We start from the raw sequence: 17,697 nt of genomic DNA on the forward strand, positions 1-17,697 counted from the left end.
AAAAGGGGTGAAGGGGGAAATTGTAACTCTGGGACAAGTCTGTGATTTGGTGGCAAATGGTGACAAACTCTATGCCGCAACAGACAGAGGTCTTTTCTATCTTGATGATGTTGAAGGTTATATCAAGAGCAAGGGAAAGAGCGAAGCTTGGAAGGGATGGAAAAATCTTCTCTATGGAACTGTTGTGAATGATGTCGAAATCTCCGGCTCCAATCTTTATGCCGGTAGCGCCAACGGTGTTTTTGAAAGTACCGATGGTGGCGAAAATTGGAGCGCTGTTGGAAATATAGGAACTGCTGTTTATAGCGTGAATGCTAATTTAGGATCAACTTTGCTGGCGGGTACCGATAACGGAGTCTTCTCCTACGTGAATGGGCAGACAACATGGAACGCCGAAGGCAAAGTCGAAGGCAGAGTTTATAGCATTGCTACCGATCCTTATTCTGACAGTATTTATATTGGCTCAGCTAACGGTTTCTATGTGAGCCGTGACGGTGGTATTACCTTTAACAAAGTTTCCGGCGATGCCGTGGTCCGCTCGATTAGCGTTGGTTACACGGCAGATCCGACACAAGGGAAGAGTGCTTTTGCCCTCTATCTTGCGACGGAAACAGGCGTGATGAATGCCTCGTTGTCTGAGATGATAATGAACGAAGGAGTCATCACACCTCCAGTTTCAACACCCGGCGCAGAAGGAACATCACGACCCGTTCCAACGACACCGAACGCAACAGGAAACGTGAGTCAGTAATAATGTAGTAGATTTTAATTCAAGTTTTTATATAAACGCCGCATGTCCTCGAAACGTGCGGCGTTTTTGTTTTTTAATTCTTGGTCAATAATTCCTTTAAAAAAACATTGAAAAGATGGCGTATATTGTTATAATATACGCCAATGGATGTTTTTATTAAAGGATTTGACTGGGATGAGGCCAATTTGAAAAAACTTGGCAAACACGGTGTTGTTCAGGAAGAGGCCGAGGAAATTTTTTATTTGTCTCCGTTTGTTGACGAGGGGGCCTATGAGAAGAAAAAAAAAAGATACCGTTGTTTGGGGATTACTTCGGGCGGCCGTTATTTGGCCGCGTTCTTCACCATCCGGCGCGGTTTTATACGGAATATCTCCGTGAGACCGATGCGACGACAAGAAAGGAAGCTTTATGCAGAAAAGAAAACCACTTAAAAAGATTCCCGCTTTTTCTTCGGAAGCGGAGGAGGCTGTTTTTTGGGACAAAGCAAATTCCACGGAATATTTTTCCGGCGAGGGTGGCATCCGGCTGAGGCTTCCTTTACGCACCATTATCATTTCCTTCCGTATTCCACGAAAATTGCTGGAGAGGCTCAAAAAATTGGCACAGTTGAAGGATGTCCCCTATCAATCTCTGCTCAAAATTTACCTCGATGAAAAAGTAAGAGATGAAATCGCAATCCTAAAAAAGGTGGCATAAAGGAGATGTCTCTAACAATTTTAGGGTAGATTTTAATTCAAGTTTTTATATAAACGCCGCATGTCCTCGAAACGTGCGGCGTTTTTATTACTTGTGTTTGGTTTTTGGTCCATAGTCCATAGTCCATGGTCCATGGTCCATGCTTCTTCCTTCACCAAAGTTGATCCCCTCATTCCCATGCTTGCCAAGCAGATCCGCACACGCACACCCGGTTTGGCTTCCAAGGCCATTTCTTTGAATGAAGCGGGTGAACGCGTGATTGACTGTTTTGTTGTTGTTTATGATCCGTCAAAGACTTCAACCATTGCTGATCGCATCAAAGCGCAGGGCGGGCAGGTGCGTTCCACCATTGATACGGTGATGACTGCATTTCTTCCTTTGAATGCTGTGAATGAAATTTCCGGTTGGTCCGAAATCAAATACATCGAAGCGGGCAAACCGATGCGCGCAAAAAACGATACGGCCCGAACGGCAACCGGTGTTGATTCGGTGTCTGCGGGAACCGGTCTCGATAAGCGTTACGACGGCTCCGGAGTGATTGTGGGCGTTGTGGATGACACTCTTATTGACTGGGGACACGCTGATTTTACCGATGCCAGCGGCAAGACACGTTTTCTGTTTTTCTGGGATAAATCCATTTCCGGATCCGGAGTCAGCGAAATTTCTGGTTCCACCGGTGTTGAATGTACCGCGGCCCAGATCAATGCCTCCACATGCACTGCGACAGCGGGCGGAGATACGACAAGTCATGGCACCCACGTCATGGGCTCTGCCACGGGGGATGATGCCACCTATAAAGGAGTTGCGCCCGGGGCCAATCTGGTCGGTGTTTATAATGTGGAGACTGATGCCAGCAGTAGCGGCAATTTATCGACAACGATCGTTGATGATGTGAAATATATTTTTGCGAAGGCGACGGCGCAGGGACTGCCGGCCGTGGTGAATCTTTCTTTGGGAACTTCGATCGGAGCCCATGACAACACTTCTTCCATGGAAACCGGTTTGAATAATCTGGTTTCCGGTGATCCGGGTCGTGCGATTGCCAATGCCGCCGGAAATGAAAATTTCATGACGAGTGATTCAGGTGCGGCAACCTACGCCGGTATCCACGCAACGGTTGATGTCACGAGCGCCACCAACAGGGCTTTTGATTTTGCCGTTCGTAGCGGAGCTTCTTTGGGAAGTCAGGTGATTATTGATGTCTGGCTCGCCTCCACATCCACCTGCACGGTCGACTTGGGAGCGTTTGATTTTGCCAAGACAGGCGAATTGCTCGGCATGAGTGAGGTTGCCGCGGGTGCTTCCGGGACCGCGTCGGGAACGGCCGGCACCTCTGGAACTGTGACTCTCAGCATTGACTTTACCGATTCGTCCAATGCCAATAATGGAAAAAAACATGCCTCAGCCACCATAACCTTCAACAGTGCCGTCACCAATGCACAAATACAGGCTCTCTCCTTCGATCTGATTTTTCGCGGTAATTGCACCGGAGATGCGTGGCTCTGGCCCGACGCCAATTCTATCTTAAGTTTTACAAAACGTTTCGGCGGAACCGATCGCGGGTTTGGTTACACTTATATTGATGGAGACAGCAACAAAACCATCACAATTCCGGCAACCGCTTCGGGGTTGATTGCGGTGGGCTCTTGGATGGACAGAACAACATGGGTTGATTCAACCGGTGTGACCCATTATCAAACAGCGACATCTGGAACCGATTTTACCTCACTTGGAGCAACAGGCGGGACCGCCGATAACATTTCGCTTTTTTCCAGCTTGGGACCGACAGCGGATAGCCGGACAAAACCGGATTTGGTGGGGCCCGGCGAGGCCGTTGTTTCGTCCTTGTCTCTGAACAATGCCGTTCTCACCGGGCGTATTGTTAATTCCAAGCATTTTAAACTGGAGGGGACATCTATGTCCTCTCCGCATGTGGCGGGCATTGTTGCGCTGATGTTCCAACGCAATCCCTGTTTGACATCCAATCAGGTGAAAACAATTTTGACGGGAAATACCACCACCGATTCCTTCACAGGAACGAGTCTACCCAACAACATCTGGGGCTACGGCAAGGTGAATGCGCTGGCGGCAATGAAAGGCACCACGGGCTTTAGCGGAACCTGTGGAACAACAGGTCCCACCGGAGCACCCACAACACCGGTAACGACAACCAGCGGAGAAGCGGCGGGGGGCGGGGGATGCTCTTTGAATAAAATCAAAGATCAAAAATCAAAAATATGGAAGGGAACCTTATTATTTTGGCTTCGCTTTTTTTGCCTTTACTGATACGAAAGCGAGCGAAAATAAAAGTCTTTTGAATTTTTGGTATGTGTTTTTAATTTTTAATTTTTGATTTTCTATGCAACCGAATCGACTAGAAAAAGTTTGGCCGCAAGTGAAACCTGAAATTCTCAAGCGTTGGAATAAACTGACCTCTGAAGATTTAGAAACCACGCAAGGCCAGCATGGTCTGGTTGTTGAAGCAATCCGCCGGACCTATTTTGAAGGGCGTTCGCATTTGTCGCTGGAAGCAGATATCCGCGACTGGCTCAATGAGCGGGTTACTCATTATGAACGACTGGCTTGAGATCCTCTAAGAAAATCTTCATTTGTCATTCCGGCGAAAGCCGGAATCCAGCAATTTCCCTTTTCAGTGATTCTCGCGCTTCTAATAATACAGGATGATAGGTTGATTCTTTGAAGTCGGGATAGGTCCATTCAAAGGGTTGCCATATTCCTTTTTCAAATCTTAAAAGTGTGTAGGCGTAGACATCTTTTGCAAGCGCCACTTTTTGCCCTCCCGCCTTTCCCGACGCCAAAAGAAATTTGAAAAGATCCACATAACCCGGATCGATGTTGATGGTTCTTTGTTTGCCCATCGCCAATTCCGATTCCAATTTGCGCGAAGCATTTTTCAATTCAGGCAATTTTTCCGGTTCAAAAATATTTTTGAATGAGATGAGGCACCGTTTCAGATTGGGTCCCAATTCTTCTTCATAATAGGGAGTGTGATTAAAAATATGCCACGGTGTTTTGAATTCTACAGGTCCCAAAATTTTTTCAAAATGGGAAATTACTTTTTCGGCCAGTTCTTCTTCCGAGGTTAAAAGAAGAAGCACCGCTTTAGCCTCCGGTGGATAAATGCTTACCATAGGGTACCTGCTACCATATGGTAGTCACCTTACCAAGCGATAACCTTTCTGAAAAAGAAAAACGCACAGCCCAAAAAATCCAAATGCAAAAAGCATTGTGAATCCCGCTGAATACCAGAGAGAAGTTTCATGAATTCCCAAAACACCATATCGGGTTCCATCGACCATATAAAAAAGTGGATTGAAAAGAGAAATTTTTCTCCAGAAAGTGGGAAGGAGTTCGATGGCGTAAAAAACGCCTCCCAGATAAACGAGTGGCGTGATGATGAAGGTTTGTGTTGTGGCCAGATTGTCCCATACTTTGGCCCTTAGCGCCCCGATGATTCCCCAACAGCCAAAAAAGATGGATTGAAGGACCAGAAAAAAAAGAGTGATCCAAAAAGAATAAAGCGGTTGTTTCAAGAGCGGGAGTGAAACCAACAGCGTGATACTACCGATCAACAGACCCCGAATGATTCCGCCCGTCACAAGGGCTGTTACGATTGCAAGGGGAGTGACGGGAGAAGCCAGAATATTGTCGAGGCTCTGATCAAATTTCGCCATGTAAAGAGAGGTGGACGTGTTCGAAAAAGCATTGTTCATAACGCCCATGGCTGTGAGACCCGGGATGATATAGAGAATGAAGGAAAAGCCGTGCATTTCCTGAATACGACTGCCAAGCGAAAAACCAAAAATCAGAATATATAAAAAAGTTGTGAGGATCGGCGGAAAGATGGTTTGACGGATCAATCGCCAGAAACGAAAAAATTCCAGTCGCACCAGCGTGGTATAACCGTTCATTGTTTTTCCCCCGTCAACGTTACAAATATTTCTTCCAAAGAACCGGGGCGAATGAATTTGAATTTGTCTTGTCGTTCCGCTTCCGGAGGTAAGCGATGTTTTGCAATTAATTCCCGCGGTGTGTCGCACGCCACAATTTTTCCGTGACTGATGATGCCCACGCGCTCGCAAAGAATTTCGGCTTCTTCAATATAATGAGTCGTGAGTAAAATGGTGGTGCCGTCTGCATTGAGTCCTTTTAAAAATCCCCAAAGTTCGTGGCGCAATTCCACGTCAATCCCCGCGGTGGGTTCATCCAAAATTAGAATTTTTGGTTTTCCCATCAAGGCGCGGGCGATCATGAGGCGGCGTTGCATGCCGCCCGAGAGCTGATAGCGCCCACCCTTTCTTTTTTCCCAGAGGCAAAAATATTTCAGAAGAGCTTCGGCCCGCATTTTGGATTCTTTGATGGAAAGTCCGTAAAAACCTCCCTGAAATTCCATGATCTTTCCGATCGGGAAATAATTGTTGATATTGATTTCCTGTGGAGAGAGCCCGATGAAACGTTTCGCCTCCATCGGATTTTTTTGAATGTCATGTCCCATCACAAGAACCCTGCCAGCATTGGGTCTGACAAGGCCGACGATGGAATTGATTAAAGTGGTTTTTCCCGCACCGTTTGGCCCAAGCAATCCAAAAAATTCCCCACAGGGAATGGTCAAATCAACACCCCGCAACGCGTGCGTCTTAGAATAAGATTTAATCAAACCCGAAATTTCAAGCGCGTGCATGGTGATTTTTTTGAGACACTTAATTTGATGGAATTTGTGCGCCCGGAGAGATTCGAACTCCCGGCCTCATGGTTCGTAGCCATGCGCTCTATCCAACTGAGCTACGGGCGCTGTTAATGCTATATCTTTCCCATCAACATGAACGAAATAACTAATGCGTAAATGACGAGGGATTCGATCAGAGCCAAGGCAATGATCATCGGTGTCATTACTTTGCCGGCGGCTTCGGGGTTTCTTGCGATTCCCTCAAGAGCGGCGGCGGCGGCGCGTCCCTGTCCCAAGGCACCGCCCAAAGCGGCAATGCCGATTGCGAGACCGCAACCTAGAGCGAGTGCCGCTTTGAAAAAGGTGAAAACACCTTCTCCGGATGGCAGTGCCGCCGTTTCAGCGGCTAACCCAAGCGCGGGGCTTGCTAAAACAGCGAGAACAACAGCAATTTTCTTCAACATATCCTTCCTCCTTTTTGGTCCATGGTCCATTGTCCACAGTCCATGGTCCTTTTCAATGGTGTGATGTTTCGGTTGCAAGGCTGATATAAATGACTGACAAAATCGAAAAAACAAATGCCTGAAGAAAAACAATTAAAGCGGCCAAGACATAAATAAATTGGATGATCACAAACCATAATGGATTCAAGTTCGAGAAAAATCCTAACGTTAAATGATCGCCAGTCATGTTTCCGAAAAGACGCACGGTTAGAGAGACGGGTCTCACTAGAATGCTTATTGATTCCACTGTGAACATCAATACATGAAATGCAATTAAAAAAGGTAACCAGTAAAATGCCACATGGCCGAAAGAAGGACCGAAAAAGTGTTTAAAATAAGAAACAAAACCCTGCTCTTTAATACCAACATAATTGAAATAGATAAAGACAACCAATGCGCAAGCGGCGTTTGTATTGATGTTGTCGGTTGGAGGTGCTAGTCCCGGAATGAGTCCGATAAGATTGCAGGTTAAAATATAAATGAAGAGAGCGCCGATTAGCGGAAAATATTTTGGTGCTTTGTCGCCCAACATTCCTTCCATCAGAGTTAAAACAAATTCGACAATAACTTCAAAAATGGTGGAAGAGGTTGCTTTGCCTTGCGGGATAAGACATTGTTCGGTGTGGCGAAGTCTTTTGTGAGCGATGAGCGCCAGCAGAATCAAAAAAAATCCAACAAGCCCCGCCAAAACAATGTGCATATTGTGGTAAATCACTTCCATGCGAAACCTTTCAATATAATGAAGAGCACAACCATTCCAAAACCGATTAAAAAACCACCGGGTGTTACATAGGCCTTGTTCAAGAGGAGCCAAATGATGCCCCCCAAAATGCCTATTTTAAGAAGACCGATAACAACCAATCCTGCATGGCTGTCGCGGCAGTTTTCCTTCGTCCGCTGGACGAAGTTTTCCTGCCTTGACTCTTTTTGCTTCTCAAGTTTTTTGCCCCAGCGCGTCCAAAAGACCCAGTTCAAAAGTCCCAAGGCCAGACCGGCGATAAGGGAGGCAGTGAATTGCAATGTTTACCTTCTTTCGTCAAGGGAGTTTTTGCGATTTTGATGCCATTGGAGAATGCGGACTAAATTGACCAAACCCCCAACAAATCCGCCAGTCAAACCGATCAAAGCCAACCACGGAGAAGTCTGCCAACGGCCATCAAGATAGTTTCCTAAAAACCATCCCCCCACCACGGCAATGGCCAATTGAAAGCCCACGGCGCCATAAACCCCCAAAGTTAACAAAGATATGTCTTTTTGATCGTCGTTTTTTATAAAATAGCCTCAAAAACGCTTAAAGTTTGATCAATATCTTCTTTTTTATGGGCTAAACTGACAAAACAAGCCTCAAATTGGCTAGGAGGCAAATAAATGCCTTTATTCAAAACTCCGTGAAAAAAGCGCTTAAAAGTCTCCAAATTCGATTTTTTGGCCGTTTTAAAGTCAATTATTGGCTCTTTTGCGAAGAAAAGAGTCCACATGGAACCGACGGATTGTATTTGGTAAGAAATTCGCTTGGACTGGAGAATCTCTTTAATACCATGAATTAGAGTGTCCGTTATTGCCTGCAATTTCTGATAAACCCCATTTTGAACAAGTTGTGCCAATGTTGCGACCCCTGCTGTCATTGCGAGCGGATTTCCGGAGAGAGTGCCCGCCTGATAGATTTTGCCAAGGGGAGCAATCTGGTCCATCAAATCTTTTCTCCCGCCGTAAGCACCGACGGGGAGACCGCCACCTAAAATTTTTCCAAGACAGGTGATATCGGGTTTGATGTTGTAGCGTTGCTGTGCTCCACCAAGTGCCACGCGAAAACCCGTCATGACTTCGTCAAAGACAAGCAGGGCTCCATTTCCCTGACATAATTTTTGAAGACCATTTAAAAATCCGGGTTGTGGTGGCACGCAACCCATGTTTCCCGCGACCGGTTCCACAATGACGCAGGCGATTTCCTTTTTGTTTTTTTGAAAAAGATTTTCGACCGCGTTCAAATCATTATAAGGAGCCACCAACGTATGTTTCGCAAAATCGTGTGGAACGCCACTGCTGGAGGGAACACCAAAAGTTGCGGCGCCGGAACCGGCTTCAACGAGTAAAAAATCGGCGTGACCGTGATAACACCCCTCAAATTTTATAATTTTATTGCGACCCGTTGCGCCGCGCGCCAAACGAATTGCGCTCATGGTGGCTTCGGTGCCGGAATTCACAAAGCGGAGTTTTTCCATCGACGGAAAAATTTGATGGACCATGCCCGCAAGTCTTGATTCCAATTCGGTGGGCGCGCCGAAACTAAATCCGCGTGTGGCGGCAGATTGAACAGCAACAACCACTTTCGGATCGGCATGACCCAGAATGGCTGGTCCCCATGATCCGACATAATCGATGTATTCCTTCCCATCGACATCCCAAATTTTTGCACCGAGTGCTTTGGCTATGAAAGGAGGCGTTCCTCCCACCGCACCAAAAGCGCGCACGGGCGAATTGACACCGCCGGGCATCAATGTAAAAGCCTCTTCAAATAATTGTTGATTCGTTGTCATTCTGAGCCCTTCACCATCATTGTCATCCTGAGCGCAAGCGAAGGATCTACATGGGAGATTCTTCGCGGAGTTTACCCTGAGCCCGAGCAGATTCTTCGCTTCGCTCAGAATGACAAAGCGAAGGGCTCAGAATGACAAAGCGAAGGACTCAGAATGACATCAAGCCGGTTTCAAACCAAATCGGATTGTGTCGAACAGTCCGCGCAGTGAACTGAAAGTATCGTCAACCGCGGTGGCTTCGTAACCGCAATGGACCATGCAATCGGCGCATTTTTCGTTGTTTCCTGTTCCGTAATTGTTCCAGTTGGTCTCGGTCATTAATTCTTTGAAAGTGCCGACATAACCCTCTTGCAAAAGATAGCACGGCTTTTGCCAGCCGAAGACATTATAGGTTGGATTTCCCCACGGTGTGCATTGATAGGAACGTTTTCCCTTCAAAAATTGCAGGAAGAGGGGAGATTGATTAAATTTCCATCCCTTTTTTGGATTTCCTAAAATGTTTTGGAACAGATCGTGGGTCCGATTTCTTTTTAGAAAATGGGTTTGATCGGGTGCTTTGTCGTAACTGTAACCCGGAGAGACCATCATTCCCTCAATACCCAGTCCCATCATTGTGTCAAAAAAAGTGCGGACTCTTTCGGGATTGGCCCCTTCAAAAAGAGTGGTGTTGGTAGTGACGCGAAAACCTCTTTGGAGAGCTTCTTTAATACCGCTAACGGCTTGTTCATAAATGCCATCGCGGCAAACCGCTTTGTCATGGTCTTCTTGTAAACCATCCAGATGCACGCTGAGGGTTAGAAATTTGGAAGGTTTGAAAAGATCGATTTTTCTTTTGAGCAAAATGGCGTTGGTGCAGAGATAAATATATTTTTTGCGGGCCACCAACCCTTCAACAATTTTGTCCATTTCCGGGTGCAGTAGCGGTTCACCGCCGGGTATGCTCACCATGGGGGCGCCGCATTCATCCACCGCTTTGAAACATTGTTCGGGTGAAAGACGTTTTTTAAGAACAGATTCCGGATACTGAATTTTGCCGCAACCGGCGCACGCAAGATTGCAACGGAAAAGAGGCTCCAGCATCAAAACGAGGGGATATTTTTTATTCCCACTGATTTTTTGCTTGAGCACATAACTGGCGACACGCCATGCTTGTGATGCCGGGACACCCATTGGAGCGGGGATACAACATGGTTTTATTCTGAAGGTCAAGGCAAACGTTGACACATATCGTGTGAAAAGCGTAAAACAAATTCACCTTGTCCACTCCACTCATTATTGCCGCTCTCACAGATGAAGTTCGAGATTTGAAAGCCAAATTGGCAATTGATCTCTGCATTCATTTTAAACCCGCCACACTTCACCGCGGACTTCTTTTCAATAAAGAGCTGGAATTGCTGATCACCGGCATGGGAGCGGATCGGATGAAAAAGGGATTGAAGGAAGCGCTCGCTCAGAAAAAACCTTCCTCCATTTTATATGCGGGTTATGCCGGAGGGACTTCGCCTGTTGCTTCGCTGGGGACGCTGGTTTTATCGAAGTTTGTTGTTGATGAAAAATCGCAAAAACGTTTTGCCTCCAACAAAGATTTGCTCCATCAAGCCAGAAAAATTTGTGAAACCCAAAAATGGTCTTATCAAGTAGGCGGTATGGTAACGGTCGATCGTGTCGTTTCCAGCCCCCATGAAAAAGCCGATTTGGGGGCGGTGCATGAAGCGATTGCACTGGATATGGAAGCCTTTGCCGTGGCCGAAATTGCAAATGACAACAATATTCCGTGGCTCGTTGTGAAAAGCATTCTTGATCCGGTGGAAATGCAGTTGCCCGATTTGCAGGATTGTATTGAACCAACGGGTGAACCGAAACCGATACATTTGATGGAACATCTTTTCAAACAACCGAAAGATTTAATGAAACTCTCCAACATTCAATATTGCGCCAATCAGGCGCGTAATACTCTAGCACAATTCATTGAGGCGTGGATATTTGGATTGAATCTATAATCCAAATCATGCATAATCTTGGCGTGAAACAGATCAGAAAATTAACCGCCATCATTGAAAAGGAAAAGGGAGGGTATTTCTCTTTGTGTCCTGAATTGGATATCGCCAGTCAGGGAGATACGATTGAGGAGGCCAGAGACAATCTCGCAGAGGCGGTTCAATTGTTTTTGGAAACGGCAAGCCCCTCCGAAATTCGGGGTCGGTTGTATTCCGAAAATTATGTTACTCCATTTGAGGTGAGCATTGGCTAGGCTTTGTGTCCTTTCAGGCAGTGATGTTTGTCGCATTTTATCTCGACATGGTTTTCAGGAGATCCGCAGGAAAGGAAGCCACATTATCATGCAAAAGAAAATAGGCATTCAATTTCCCTTTTTATATTTTTTTGCGGCGATGGTGGAGCCAATGCCGTCCCAGAGGTAAGAAGTTCCATAAAGTGCACTCCCTACGATTGTGGTGGCATTTCCTATGGCTTCACAATCGCCTATATCTCCTCCACTGCATTTACCAAAAACACCAACCGTGAGCGCTATTCCACCAATTAAACCTATTGCCAGTGCTAAACTTCCCTGCACCGGATGCTCTGTATAGAAAAGTCCGTCTCCCGGAACCGGGTCCCAACCCAAAATTAGCGCGGTAGAATATGATTTTTGTTTTTTTCAATCAGGGTTGTTTGGTCAGAAGATTCTTCCTTGTTGAAATAAACTTGTGCAATTTGTCCTGAAAAATAATTTAAATTGGGGGGGTAGCGTAAACGGGAAAGGCAATCAGCAAAACAATTATGGCAAGTTTGTTGACACCCATCAAGACATCCGCTAGCATTTGAGACGTGAGAAAGCAAACCAAATATAAAAAACTTTATAAATATACGGCATTGTTTGAACCTGCAGAAGAGGGCGGATATGTTGTTTCTGTGCCGGCGTTGCCGGGCTGTGTGACACAGGGAGATACTTTTGAGGAAGCTAGGAAGATGGCCAAAGATGCCATCAAGGGATACATTGCTGTTTTGCGTGAAGAAGGTCAGTCAATCCCCGAAGAAAAAGAAGAAGTGATCACAGCACCTCTCTACATTCCTATTTTATCAAGAGGATAAATGTCATTCCACTTGCCGGTCGTAAAACCACGCCAGATTATTCAGATATTAAAAAAGAGGGGTTTTAAAGAAAGGCGCATTACCGGAAGCCATCACATTTTTCGTCATGCAGTGACAGGATGTATTGTACCTGTACCCGTTCATGGCAATAAGGATTTAAAAAAAGGAACTCTGAGAAATATTTTAAAACTGGCCGATATCAGTCTTGCCGAATTGCATCAGTTCCTTGAATCATGATCACCCTTTCCAATAATCATTCTTTCGAATTCATGGCGGCGTCGGGTACGCTTGCGTTTGATGGGCGCGGTTGGCTGTGGGAACAACCTTTGCGCTGGATGGGGACAATCAAACCGGAACTTTTTACCATCGTCGTCAAGTCATTAACGCTGAAACCGCGTCAGGGAAATTTGCGCTGGTATGCACCGTGGCGCTCGGTGCGTCTTTTGAAAGAGGGAACCGTTAACGCCGTGGGACTAACCAATCCGGGGATCGATGAATGGATCAAAAATATTTATCCAAAAATTGAACAGAGTCCGTGGAATTTTGTTGTCTCCATCGCGGGCGAAAATCTTCAGGAATATATGGAGATGACACTCCGTCTGAAAAATTGCACGAAGTTGAAGGCGCTGGAGATCAATGCTTCCTGCCCCAATTCCTCCGGCGAGTTACAGCAAAATGCGCAGGCGGTGATCGATACCGCGCAGGCCCTGAAATATGTAGCGACCTGTCCGCTTATTTTGAAACTCTCTTATACGCACGACTATGTGAAAATTGCGAAAGCTTTGGAAAATGTGGTGGAGGCAATCAGCATCAACAGTGTTCCGTGGTCCGCGGCCTACCCCAACAAAAAATCTCCGCTGAAAAAATTAGGGAACGGCGGTGTTTCCGGAAAAATGGTTCAGAAATATACTTGGAAAATGGTGGAAGAACTTTCGCGAACCACAACCATGCCGGTGATTGGTGCGAGTGTTTGGGAATACGAAGATCTTTCAAAACTTTTTGAACTGGGTGCCAAGGCGATTGCTTTTGGCTCTGTCTTTTTGCGCTATCCGTGGCGTCCTACCACTTTTGTCCGTCGTTGGCAGAAACAGTCTCAAAAAAATTGACAATCCGTTTGATCACTTCTGCCTGATCATAATCGAGCGGCAAAATATGTGAAGAGTGAGGAAGCAAAGCAAGCTCCAGTTTTTGGGAGTGAACCCCTTTTTTGATTTTGATAAAACCGTGAGCATGGATCATGTGATCTTTTCTTCCCTGCAATACAAGAAGAGGTTGATCAACCTTGGAAAGATTTTTGCAAACGGCTTTTGTCAAATTGAGAAGTTCCATGACTGAGTCGCAAGGAATGCGCGCCATGCTGTTGGCGCGGTAATATTCCCGTCCTTCCGGATTCAGAACACTCTTGTCAAAATCTTTTGCCGTCGAATGAATAAACCAGCGTAGTGGTGTGTAGCGAAGACCGGGAATAATAAAGTAGCGAAAAGAACAGGTGTATTCAATCGGAGGGGCTAGAAGGACCAGCGCTTTGATTCTGGAATTGAGCTCTTCAGCGAGTTTAAGTCCCAAAATGGAACCCATCGAAAGTCCCACAAAATAAACATCATCTACTTGGGATTGCAAAGTTTGATAGGCCTGCAGAAGGCTTTCATACCACTGCTCCGCGGTGGAATGGGCCAGCGTTCTGAGATTGATTCCATGCCCCGACAAAAGGGGTGCATGGACAATATACCCTTTGGCTTGAAGTGCATCGCTAATGGGTTTCATGGTAGCCGGCGTTCCACTCAGACCATGAACCACCAAACAACCTTTTGAAATTGTTTTATTCATACAGCTATCAGCGATCAGCTTTCAGCTATCAGCAACTGCAAAACTGAAAGTTGAATGCTGACGGCTGAAGGCTGAAGGCTACCATGGCAATTCCCTTTTGACAACATACGTTGACGATGCTTTAAGCGCCTTCGATGACACTAGATCGTTTTTCAATCCCCGTTGCCAAAGAACTTCAGTCGGTCGAGAAAATTTTGAACGGCTATTTGACTTCGGATGTGTCTCTGGTCACGGAAGTCGTTCAATACATCATCCAAAATGGTGGCAAACGTTTGCGCCCTCTCTTGACACTTCTTTCCGCCAAACTCTCCGGTTATCAAGGTGACGCGGTAATAAAAATGGCCGCGGCGATGGAGATGATCCACACGGCGAGCCTTCTTCACGATGATGTCGTGGATGACGCGCAACTGCGAAGAGGCAAATCTTCCACCAAAGCGAAATGGGGAAATTCCATCAGCGTTCTCGTTGGAGATTTTTTCTGGTGCAAGATGAGTCAGATCATTGTCGATCACGGGTGCTTGCGTATTCTAAAAGTGGTGACTGACACGATCACCGTCACCACCGAAGCTGAAATTCTGGAAATCACCAAGCACAGCGACTTTTCGATCAATGAAGATATCTATCTGCGAATCATCCGTGGCAAAACGGCGGTGTTGCTTTCTGCGTGTTGTCAGATTGGAGCCATTTTGGGCGGAGTTTCTGAATCGTTTGAAGAGGGACTTAAACGCTACGGTCATGATTTGGGAATTGCCTTTCAATTGGCCGACGACATCTTAGATTACGAATCGGAGGAAGAAAAATTTGGAAAACATAAAGGGGGAGATTTGAGAGAAGGAAAATTAACCTTCCCCCTGTTAGTGGCGTTGAAAATGGCTAACCGCGAAGAATCCCAAACAACTAAAGATGCTCTGCTTGCCGGTCGTGTCGAAAGCGAAAAATTTAAAGAGGTGTTGGATATTATCCATCGTTACGATGGTCTCAATGCCTCGCGGAATTTGGCCCGAAAATATGTTGAACGTGCCAAAGAAAATCTAAACCCCTTCAAACCCTCCCTAGAAAAAGAAGCCCTCCTAAGTCTTGCCGATTACGTTATTGAACGTGACGAATAAACTAAAAAAGCGATCAGCGGTCAGCTATCAGCTTTTGATGTTATGGGTGAGTGGTGAAAAATGTGTTTTTTCAAGTGAGCAGAGCGAACGTGAGGGGGAGGCTCCAACGGCTTTGCCGTTGAAGGGAGCGACGCAAGCCCCTATAAATAGACCAATCATTTCACAAGCTGATTGCTGATCGCTTTTTTTGAAAAGGTGACCGATTTGAAACTTTGACTGCTTCAAATACGGCGGTTCACTTCTTTATAACCCCCCAAACCGACTCTCCGCCGTGGCACATCTTTTGCTTTATCAGAGATATAGAAAATCAACCCAGCCGGCGGGGTGGTCCTAAAAAAGGAGTTTATATATGAGTGATTCCAAAATGGTTTGGGATGCTTATCAGATAACGGAAAAGGAAGCGGGGAAGATTTGTTGGAACAAAATCGGAGTCGCCTTTTTAAACAAGGATGATTCCATCAATATCTTTCTCGATGCCTTTCCCAAAGATGGAAAAGTGCAGTTAAGAGGTAGAAAACCAAAAAACAGGGAGGAATAATGAAAAAGAAAGTGTTGTTGTCATTGGCTGTTCTCGTTGTGGCCCTCGCGGGGGGATTGGATCTCCACGCCAAGGCGAGTGCAAAGGGAAAGCTGACGGGTGTTGTTAATATTAATGAAGCGGGTGTTGCTCAGCTGACCATGTTACCCGGCGTTGGGCAAAAAAGGGCGGAGGCCATCCGGGAATATGTCCAAGCCCATCCTTTCAAAAGTGTTGAAGAGTTGAAGGCAATCAAAGGGATTGGTGCTACAGGGTTTGAAAAATTAAAACCCTTTATTACCGTCTCAACACCGACCACAGCGAAGTGGGTGAAAGATACCACAGCAGTGGCGGGTGCTTCTCAACCGGCTTCTCAACCAGTATCGAGCAAGTAAGGTCATTGCAAAAGGTGCGGCTCGCAGAAAGAGCCGCACCTTTATTTTTTTCAGCTTGGGTCTTTTTCACCCCATGTTTTAATTGAAATCATTTCAATAGCTTTTCCCTAACCGCCCGGAGTCACTGAAATGACGGTATTTTTCAGTTTTGTCCGCGCAATTATTTTGTTAGACTGGTTATGACTTATGAGCCAATCCAATCCAGTCCATCATGAAATGCGCAAGGTGACCGTTCTTGTGGGGAGGTATTTTGACCATCGTTTGCAGAAGCAACCGTTACAAGTTTTGAATGTTTTGGTGCATGATTTGAGAATCGTTCTTCATCAGATGATTCTGGATCACTTTCTCCCTCTCCCTTTGGAACAAGCAAGAGAATTTCGTTCCGCTTTGGTGGATCAGTTGATGGGAGTGTATGGACAATACCAACCTAAATGTAACAAAGTGGAAGACAAAGAACACTGTCATTATTTTATAAAACAGATTGTTCTCTCCTTTGAAATGGCCGAACAAATTATGGAGGAAGTTCCCCACGATCCTATTACACAACGCATTTTGGCTGTGGACATACCCATTTTGCGCCCTTTTGATTATGGCGTTGGTGTCGCAAGCAAGGTTGTGCAAGATTTTCCTAAAAAGACACGTTGATTTTTGCTCGTTCTTCATTTAGAAAGATCGGTGAGCTATGAAAAAAATACTTTTTTTGGTTGGTTTTTTTGTTTCAGTTACGGCTTTTGCGGCCGCGCCGGTTGGTCAGGTTGTGGATGTGGTTGGAGATGTGATTGTTACGCAGGAAGGAAAAACGCCGGTTGCACCTACTTTGAAACAACTGGTTTATATGGGAGACATTATTGAAACGAAAAAGACCGGTGGGTTGAAGATTTTATTCAAAGATGACACCGTTCTCACCGTTAAAGAAAACAGTAAAACGTTAATCACCGAGTTTTTATTTGATACCAAAAAGAATGAACGCAAAGCGGTTTTCAATGTTGTGTACGGAAAAATTCGTGCTGTAGTCGGACGTTTTTTTGGAGAGAACCAGCCGGTTGAAATTAAAACACCCACAGCTGTTGGGGGCATTCGCGGAACCGATGTTGCGGCCGTTGTAAAAAAATGTGACGCAAAGAAATCTATTTCGAGCTGTCAAACCTCCTTTTATTGTTTCAATGGAAAATTTTATGTCGCCAATATCGACAGACCTGAAAAAGAAATTCAGGTTGCTGAAGGGGCGTTCACTCAGATTCTCGGAAACAATGATCCACTTCCCGTGGCGCCTATTCCGCCAGATATCTTACGAACTAACGGAATCATTTTTGATATTTCATTGACCTCTCCAAGCGGGGGAAGTTCGCAACTTGCAACTCTTACAACAAGTGGTGTGGACTCACAAGCAACTCAAGATTCTGCGGTTACTTTTATGGCCGAAGCGGACTCTTCCATTTTCGATAGCGCAAGCGAAGCGGACTCTGCTGAATCTGCCCTGATAGATGCTTCACCTACGGCCGCTTCCGATCTGGGCGTACAGATATTGCCGGGAGGCGTCACTCAGGCAACAAACACCATCACCATCAACATTGTGTTACCATGA

The 17,697-nt window shown here is 45.8% G+C and carries 27 protein-coding genes and 1 tRNA gene; 16 read left to right on the plus strand and 12 right to left on the minus strand.

The genetic code is table 11. The features are described from left to right. The 5 genes from HY877_04290 to HY877_04310 all read left to right on the plus strand — a co-directional run. On the plus strand, window positions 1-751 hold a 751-nt coding region (locus tag HY877_04290; GenBank protein MBI5299496.1), incomplete at its 5' end, for a hypothetical protein. 143 nt (window positions 752-894) lie between these two features. Continuing rightward, window positions 895-1,182, plus strand: coding sequence for a BrnT family toxin (locus HY877_04295; protein ID MBI5299497.1), 288 nt, complete (start codon window positions 895-897; stop codon window positions 1,180-1,182). After that, window positions 1,160-1,447 (plus strand): hypothetical protein, encoded by a 288-nt coding sequence (locus HY877_04300; protein MBI5299498.1) that lies wholly within the window; start codon window positions 1,160-1,162, stop codon window positions 1,445-1,447. Before HY877_04295 ends, HY877_04300 begins: the two co-directional genes overlap by 23 nt. 60 nt (window positions 1,448-1,507) lie before the next feature. Beyond that, complete coding sequence (locus tag HY877_04305; GenBank protein ID MBI5299499.1) at window positions 1,508-3,733, plus strand: S8 family serine peptidase; 2,226 nt, start codon at window positions 1,508-1,510, stop codon at window positions 3,731-3,733. Between the two features lie 109 nt (window positions 3,734-3,842). Next, entirely contained in the window at window positions 3,843-4,034 is a 192-nt protein-coding gene (locus HY877_04310; protein MBI5299500.1) for a hypothetical protein, read from the plus strand. Window positions 4,035-4,059: 25 nt separating this feature from the next. Here the strand turns inward: HY877_04310 and HY877_04315 are convergent, their stop codons facing one another. The 10 genes from HY877_04315 to hpnH form a co-directional block, all read right to left on the minus strand. Next, window positions 4,060-4,599 carry a DUF4416 family protein gene (locus HY877_04315; GenBank protein MBI5299501.1) on the minus strand — a complete coding sequence of 180 codons (540 nt, stop codon included), beginning with the start codon at window positions 4,597-4,599 and terminating at the stop codon, window positions 4,060-4,062. 24 nt (window positions 4,600-4,623) lie between these two features. Further along, a complete protein-coding gene (locus HY877_04320) occupies window positions 4,624-5,379 on the minus strand; it encodes an ABC transporter permease (GenBank protein ID MBI5299502.1) in 756 nt (251 codons plus the stop codon). Further along, entirely contained in the window at window positions 5,376-6,149 is a 774-nt protein-coding gene (locus HY877_04325) for an ABC transporter ATP-binding protein (protein ID MBI5299503.1), read from the minus strand. Before HY877_04325 ends, HY877_04320 begins: the two co-directional genes overlap by 4 nt. 37 nt (window positions 6,150-6,186) lie before the next feature. Beyond that, window positions 6,187-6,260: transfer RNA gene (locus HY877_04330), tRNA-Arg, on the minus strand. Between the two features lie 8 nt (window positions 6,261-6,268). Further along, a complete protein-coding gene (atpE, locus tag HY877_04335; protein ID MBI5299504.1) occupies window positions 6,269-6,598 on the minus strand; it encodes an ATP synthase F0 subunit C in 330 nt (109 codons plus the stop codon). A gap of 52 nt (window positions 6,599-6,650) precedes the next feature. Further along, window positions 6,651-7,358 (minus strand): F0F1 ATP synthase subunit A, encoded by a 708-nt coding sequence (atpB, locus tag HY877_04340; protein ID MBI5299505.1) that lies wholly within the window; start codon window positions 7,356-7,358, stop codon window positions 6,651-6,653. After that, window positions 7,349-7,657: a hypothetical protein gene (locus HY877_04345; protein MBI5299506.1), complete on the minus strand. Its 309-nt coding sequence runs from the start codon at window positions 7,655-7,657 to the stop codon at window positions 7,349-7,351. The genes atpB and HY877_04345 overlap by 10 nt, the downstream gene beginning before the upstream one ends. Before the next feature lie 3 nt (window positions 7,658-7,660). After that, complete coding sequence (locus tag HY877_04350) at window positions 7,661-7,909, minus strand: AtpZ/AtpI family protein (GenBank protein MBI5299507.1); 249 nt, start codon at window positions 7,907-7,909, stop codon at window positions 7,661-7,663. Beyond that, window positions 7,906-9,174 carry a glutamate-1-semialdehyde 2,1-aminomutase gene (hemL, locus tag HY877_04355; protein MBI5299508.1) on the minus strand — a complete coding sequence of 423 codons (1,269 nt, stop codon included), beginning with the start codon at window positions 9,172-9,174 and terminating at the stop codon, window positions 7,906-7,908. Before hemL ends, HY877_04350 begins: the two co-directional genes overlap by 4 nt. A gap of 159 nt (window positions 9,175-9,333) precedes the next feature. After that, entirely contained in the window at window positions 9,334-10,344 is a 1,011-nt protein-coding gene (gene hpnH / locus HY877_04360; protein MBI5299509.1) for an adenosyl-hopene transferase HpnH, read from the minus strand. An 86-nt stretch (window positions 10,345-10,430) separates the two neighbouring features. Between hpnH and HY877_04365 the strand changes: the two genes are divergently transcribed. The 3 genes from HY877_04365 to HY877_04375 are packed head-to-tail and all read left to right on the plus strand — an operon-like array spanning window position 10,431 to window position 11,594. Further along, complete coding sequence (locus HY877_04365; GenBank protein MBI5299510.1) at window positions 10,431-11,174, plus strand: hypothetical protein; 744 nt, start codon at window positions 10,431-10,433, stop codon at window positions 11,172-11,174. Between the two features lie 23 nt (window positions 11,175-11,197). Continuing rightward, complete coding sequence (locus tag HY877_04370) at window positions 11,198-11,425, plus strand: type II toxin-antitoxin system HicB family antitoxin (GenBank protein ID MBI5299511.1); 228 nt, start codon at window positions 11,198-11,200, stop codon at window positions 11,423-11,425. After that, window positions 11,418-11,594, plus strand: a complete 177-nt coding sequence (locus HY877_04375) for a type II toxin-antitoxin system HicA family toxin (GenBank protein ID MBI5299512.1) — start codon at window positions 11,418-11,420, stop codon at window positions 11,592-11,594. The genes HY877_04370 and HY877_04375 overlap by 8 nt, the downstream gene beginning before the upstream one ends. Here the strand turns inward: HY877_04375 and HY877_04380 are convergent. Then, complete coding sequence (locus tag HY877_04380; GenBank protein ID MBI5299513.1) at window positions 11,534-11,797, minus strand: hypothetical protein; 264 nt, start codon at window positions 11,795-11,797, stop codon at window positions 11,534-11,536. The genes HY877_04375 and HY877_04380 overlap by 61 nt on opposite strands. Window positions 11,798-12,045: 248 nt before the next feature. Here HY877_04380 and HY877_04385 point away from each other — a divergent pair, with 248 nt between their 5' ends. From HY877_04385 to HY877_04395, 3 genes are read left to right on the plus strand one after another with little or no spacing between them, the layout of a single operon-like run. After that, the gene (locus HY877_04385; GenBank protein ID MBI5299514.1) at window positions 12,046-12,264 is read left to right on the plus strand and encodes a type II toxin-antitoxin system HicB family antitoxin; all 219 of its coding nucleotides are present in this window, start codon (window positions 12,046-12,048) and stop codon (window positions 12,262-12,264) included. After that, window positions 12,265-12,501 carry a type II toxin-antitoxin system HicA family toxin gene (locus HY877_04390; protein ID MBI5299515.1) on the plus strand — a complete coding sequence of 79 codons (237 nt, stop codon included), beginning with the start codon at window positions 12,265-12,267 and terminating at the stop codon, window positions 12,499-12,501. After that, complete coding sequence (locus tag HY877_04395) at window positions 12,498-13,370, plus strand: hypothetical protein (GenBank protein MBI5299516.1); 873 nt, start codon at window positions 12,498-12,500, stop codon at window positions 13,368-13,370. The genes HY877_04390 and HY877_04395 overlap by 4 nt, the downstream gene beginning before the upstream one ends. On the opposite strand, the gene HY877_04400 is transcribed toward HY877_04395, so the two are convergent. Then, window positions 13,324-14,091 (minus strand): alpha/beta fold hydrolase, encoded by a 768-nt coding sequence (locus tag HY877_04400; protein ID MBI5299517.1) that lies wholly within the window; start codon window positions 14,089-14,091, stop codon window positions 13,324-13,326. The genes HY877_04395 and HY877_04400 overlap by 47 nt on opposite strands. A gap of 134 nt (window positions 14,092-14,225) precedes the next feature. Here HY877_04400 and HY877_04405 point away from each other — a divergent pair, with 134 nt between their 5' ends. The 5 genes from HY877_04405 to HY877_04425 all read left to right on the plus strand — a co-directional run bounded on the left by HY877_04405 (window position 14,226) and on the right by HY877_04425 (window position 17,697). Further along, on the plus strand, window positions 14,226-15,200 hold the full coding sequence (locus HY877_04405; GenBank protein MBI5299518.1) for a polyprenyl synthetase family protein: 975 nt from the start codon (window positions 14,226-14,228) through the stop codon (window positions 15,198-15,200). Window positions 15,201-15,549: 349 nt separating this feature from the next. Then, the gene (locus tag HY877_04410) at window positions 15,550-15,738 is read left to right on the plus strand and encodes a hypothetical protein (protein MBI5299519.1); all 189 of its coding nucleotides are present in this window, start codon (window positions 15,550-15,552) and stop codon (window positions 15,736-15,738) included. Beyond that, window positions 15,738-16,112, plus strand: a complete 375-nt coding sequence (locus tag HY877_04415) for a helix-hairpin-helix domain-containing protein (protein MBI5299520.1) — start codon at window positions 15,738-15,740, stop codon at window positions 16,110-16,112. Before HY877_04410 ends, HY877_04415 begins: the two co-directional genes overlap by 1 nt. A gap of 186 nt (window positions 16,113-16,298) precedes the next feature. After that, window positions 16,299-16,757 (plus strand): hypothetical protein, encoded by a 459-nt coding sequence (locus tag HY877_04420; protein MBI5299521.1) that lies wholly within the window; start codon window positions 16,299-16,301, stop codon window positions 16,755-16,757. 37 nt (window positions 16,758-16,794) lie between these two features. Continuing rightward, window positions 16,795-17,697 carry a FecR domain-containing protein gene (locus HY877_04425; protein MBI5299522.1) on the plus strand — a complete coding sequence of 301 codons (903 nt, stop codon included), beginning with the start codon at window positions 16,795-16,797 and terminating at the stop codon, window positions 17,695-17,697.

It is taken from the genome of Deltaproteobacteria bacterium, assembly GCA_016213065.1.
Taxonomy (GTDB): Bacteria; UBA10199; UBA10199; order SPLOWO2-01-44-7; family SPLOWO2-01-44-7; genus JACRBV01.